4 protein-coding genes and 1 pseudogene are annotated in these 3,669 nt (G+C 61.2%); 2 read left to right on the top strand and 3 right to left on the bottom strand.

All coding sequences use genetic code 11. The features are described 5' to 3' along the window. On the top strand, positions 1 to 281 hold a 281-nt coding region (locus AC5DC2_RS21280; protein WP_491699930.1), incomplete at its 5' end, for a peptidoglycan-binding domain-containing protein. 139 nt (positions 282 to 420) lie between these two features. Beyond that, a complete protein-coding gene (locus AC5DC2_RS21275) occupies positions 421 to 1,194 on the top strand; it encodes a DeoR/GlpR family DNA-binding transcription regulator (RefSeq protein ID WP_024709778.1) in 774 nt (257 codons plus the stop codon). Positions 1,195 to 1,378: 184 nt separating this feature from the next. Here AC5DC2_RS21275 and AC5DC2_RS21270 read toward each other — a convergent pair whose 3' ends face one another. The 3 genes and pseudogenes from AC5DC2_RS21270 to AC5DC2_RS21260 all read right to left on the bottom strand — a co-directional run. Next, positions 1,379 to 2,149: a DUF1868 domain-containing protein gene (locus AC5DC2_RS21270; RefSeq protein ID WP_491699929.1), complete on the bottom strand. Its 771-nt coding sequence runs from the start codon at positions 2,147 to 2,149 to the stop codon at positions 1,379 to 1,381. Between the two features lie 87 nt (positions 2,150 to 2,236). After that, positions 2,237 to 3,343 carry an extracellular solute-binding protein gene (locus tag AC5DC2_RS21265; RefSeq protein ID WP_491699928.1) on the bottom strand — a complete coding sequence of 369 codons (1,107 nt, stop codon included), beginning with the start codon at positions 3,341 to 3,343 and terminating at the stop codon, positions 2,237 to 2,239. Between the two features lie 45 nt (positions 3,344 to 3,388). Further along, a pseudogene (locus AC5DC2_RS21260) lies at positions 3,389 to 3,669 on the bottom strand (ABC transporter permease); the annotation flags it as partial.

Raw genomic sequence — 3,669 nt, 5'->3', positions numbered from 1 at the left:
ACAACAATTCGACGAGTTACGCGATCGGCGTCGGCCACATGGCCGACCGCATTGCCGGCGCCGGCCCGATCGCCGGGACGTTCCCGCCGGACCGCTACGGCTTTACCGCCGACCAGCGCAAGGCGCTGCAGGCGGGATTGAAAGCCAGGGGCTATGACGCCGGCACGGTGGACGGCGTTTTCGGCACGCAGACGCGCGCGGCGATCTCGGCCTATCAGCGTGCAAACGGTCTTGCCGTTACGGGCGAGCCGTCAATGGGGCTGTTGATGCAGCTTGGCTGACTGAAGCGCAGATCGGGCTCGCGGCGTCGGCAAGCCTGCCGAGCGCCACTTTCATTCAAACGTCATCATAGGTTCAAAACCCTGTCACTTGCCGGGTGGATGTTCGTTCGCGCATCGAAATCGCAATTCAGTGGCGTTAATGAACATAAGTGATCGTCAAACGAAAATCCTGGCCCTGGTCGAAACGCATGGCGCGATGACCATAGAAATGCTGGCGGAGGAGTTTGGCGTTTCGCCGCAGACGATCCGCCGCGACGTCAACATGCTCTGCCGCGCCGACCAGCTGCGTCGCAGCCATGGCGGTGTGGAACGGATGAGCGCCGGTGTCAATCTCTCCTATGACAGTCGTCGCCTGTCGCACCCCGAAGCAAAGCGCCGGATCGGCCAGCTCGTCGCCCAGATGATCCCGAGCCGGGCCTCGGTGATGTTTTCGATCGGCACGACGCCGGAAATGGTGGCGGCAGCCATGGTCGATCATGACGATCTTACGGTGGTCACCAACAATCTGAACGTTGCCATGGCGCTCAGCCCGAACAGCTCCAACCGCATCTTCATTCCCGGCGGCATGATCCGGCTTCCCGACCGCGACCTGATCGGTCAGGAAGTGGAGACCATGTTCAACGGCTACCGCGCCGATTTCGGCATCTACGGCGTTGCCGGCGTTGAACCCGACGGCGCGCTTGTCGATTTCGACCAGCAGGAAGCGGCCGCGCGCGAAGCGATCCGCATGAGCTGCCGCACCTCGATCCTGGTTGCCGACCGTTCCAAGTTCTCCCGCCCCGCGCCGGCCAAGCGCGGCCGGTTGGGCGATGCCGACATTCTCGTGCTCGACGGGCCGCCGACGCCGGAAATGGCGGCGCTGATCGAGGCAGAAGGCGTCGAGTTGCGCTATCCGGAGGGAGATCTGGTATGAGCGGCAACCGGAGCGGCGCTGCCTGCTCCGCCCCGCGCGCGAGCATTCGCTACAGCATCGGCCCGAAAATCGGAATCGATTTTCGGAAAGCACGATGCGTAGATTCAATAGGTTAGAGCGTCCTTTGTGCATCCGAATGGATGCACGGCGCTCTAGGCGGAACGCGAAAAACCGGCCGCCGATATCAGCCCGTCGGCATCAGCCGTTTTTCCGTGCGGAAATGGTGCATGGTCTCAAAGGAGCAGAATTCGACCGGGCCGAGACGGATCTCCTGAAGCTCCGGATAGACCGCCTCGAACAAGACCGATGACTGCTCGACGTGGGCTTTCGCGGTTTCAGGCGGCATGCGCCGGATGCGATAGGCGAACGAGATATGGAACTGGTAGCGGTCGTGATCCTCGCGCCTGAGGCCCGTCGCATCGGCAAGCCGGTCACGCATCCGCCAGAGTTCGTCGAAGCTTTCGCGGTCTGCTGGTTCGGCGTGGATGGAGTAGCCGGCCTTCAGGTGGTCGGCGCGCACGGTAACGCCGGAAAAACCCTCGATATCCGCAGAAGCAGCGAGAAAACGACGGTTCATCTCGGTAAGCGACAATCTGCGCTCCACGCCGTCCGGCCAGCCGTCCGTATCCAGCGGATTGCCGGAAATGCCGCAGAACACGGTCATGTGGAAGCTCTCATGCGGCAGGAAGGTGAAATAGCGCGCCGTCGGCAGCGTCTTCAGCTTTTCCTGCAATTCGCAAAGAATAGCGTATTCGTGCGATGACTTGTCGATATGGCAAATGAAGGTATTGCCGGGATAGGGCAGGACGCGTCCGTCCGTCGCGAATTTTCCGCCGCCGTTGTCAGACGTGATGCTCGGCAGAGCCTCATCTTTGCTGCCGGTTTCGTCGATGCGGTTGAGCCAGTTGTCGTGTTCAGCCTCGGTGCGCGCGGAATGGAAGTGTCGGGGGCTCATGAGAGCATGCCTTTTCTTGTTTTTCTTTGTAGGAGCGAGGAAGGCCCGGCAATCGGTTCGACCGCCGGGCCAAGTGTTTCGCAGAAATCAGCGCTCGAGGATGACGTTGTCGACGAAGGCTTCTTCCATCGCCGTCTTGAACGGCTGGGCGGCGCCCGGGACCGAGTACTGGCGCTGGTCGTTGGAGATCAGCGCGTTGCTGTCATCGGCATTGGCATTCATCGGCGCCGTGCCGAAGGTGGCGTTGAACGTCGTCTGGGTTTCCGGCGAGGTCAGCCAGTCGATCAGGAGGGCCGCTGCGGCCGGATGCGGGGCGTTCTGCGGAATGGCAACGCCGTTGCCGCCGCCATTCATGCCCATTTCCGGGATGTAGAGCTTGAGGTCCTTGCGCGCTTCGCCGCTCTTTTGCAGGCTTGCCAGATGGTCTTCCCAGACCGGTGCCATGAACAGCTCGCCGTCGGACATGCGGATGATGCTGTCGGCGTTCGACGTCGTGATTACATAGTCATCGGCATAATCGTTGAAGAAAGCGAAGCCGGGCTCAAGCGCCTCGATGCGGGCGGCGGAATCATCGCCGTCGTTGAAGTCGAGACCGGACAGGACGCGCAGGATGTTCGAATAGAAGGACGGGCCGGAGCCGCCATTCTCATAGTTGAAGCCGAACTTGCCGGGATTGCCTTCCCAGAAGGCGGAGAAGTCTTCCGGCGTCTGCGGCAGGGCATTCTCGTCGACCTTGGCCGGGTCGTAGGCGATGCCGGTCTGGTTGCCCCAATAGGCGTAAACATAGTCGCCGCCGTCGATGTTGTTGACCGTGTTGATGCGGCCGGCATCTTCCGGAAGCATGGAAAGCGGGGTGAAGAGCCTGGCAAAATCAAGAGTCGACATGTCGCCATAGCCCCAGGCGAAGACGTCGATATCACCGGTGTCGCTGCCGCTTGCGGCCAGAAGCTTGTCGGCATTGCCGGAGGCCGTGCCGCCGGCCGGGATGTTCACCTTGATGCCGTATTTCTCTTCAAAAGGGGCGACGACCTTGCGGAAATCGTCCTGGAAATACCAGACATACCAGTTGACCTCGCCTTCCTGCTTGGCCTTGGCGACGATGTCGTCCCAGCTCATCGCGGTGATGTCGGCAGCGAATGCGGCGCTTGCGCCAAACGCCAGTGCGGTGGTCGAAAAAATAAGCGTTTTCAGCATTTTGACAGTCTCTCCGTTGGGTTTCTTCCTGGGCATGCGACCGCGTTATCCCTTGCCTGATGCAAGCGTCGGATTGGCCGACTTCAGAAGCTTCTCGAGGATCAGCATCAGCAGAACATTGGGGACGACGAGGATGAGTGACAGCACGGCGGCGTTGGGACGGACGAAGTCCTGGCCGAGCGCTGCGTAGAGAAGGGTCGGGACCGTGACGATTTCCGGCGAACCGACGATATAGGCGATGGCGAACTCCTCGATCGACTGGATGAAGACGATGAGGAGCGTGGCGAAGATGCCGGGGCGCAGCGCCGGCAGATAGGCGGCCGTAA

It is taken from the genome of Martelella sp., from assembly GCF_984369615.1.
This window is presented reverse-complemented; position numbering and strand designations above follow the sequence as displayed.

What these genes read in the sequence shown, in the direction of transcription:
- AC5DC2_RS21275 (WP_024709778.1), top strand. Translation starts at nt 421, where the DNA reads ATGAACATAAGTGATCGTCAAACGAAAATCCTGGCCCTGGTCGAAACG.
- AC5DC2_RS21270 (WP_491699929.1), bottom strand. Translation starts at nt 2,149, where the DNA reads ATGAGCCCCCGACACTTCCATTCCGCGCGCACCGAGGCTGAACACGAC.
- AC5DC2_RS21265 (WP_491699928.1), bottom strand. Translation starts at nt 3,343, where the DNA reads ATGCTGAAAACGCTTATTTTTTCGACCACCGCACTGGCGTTTGGCGCA.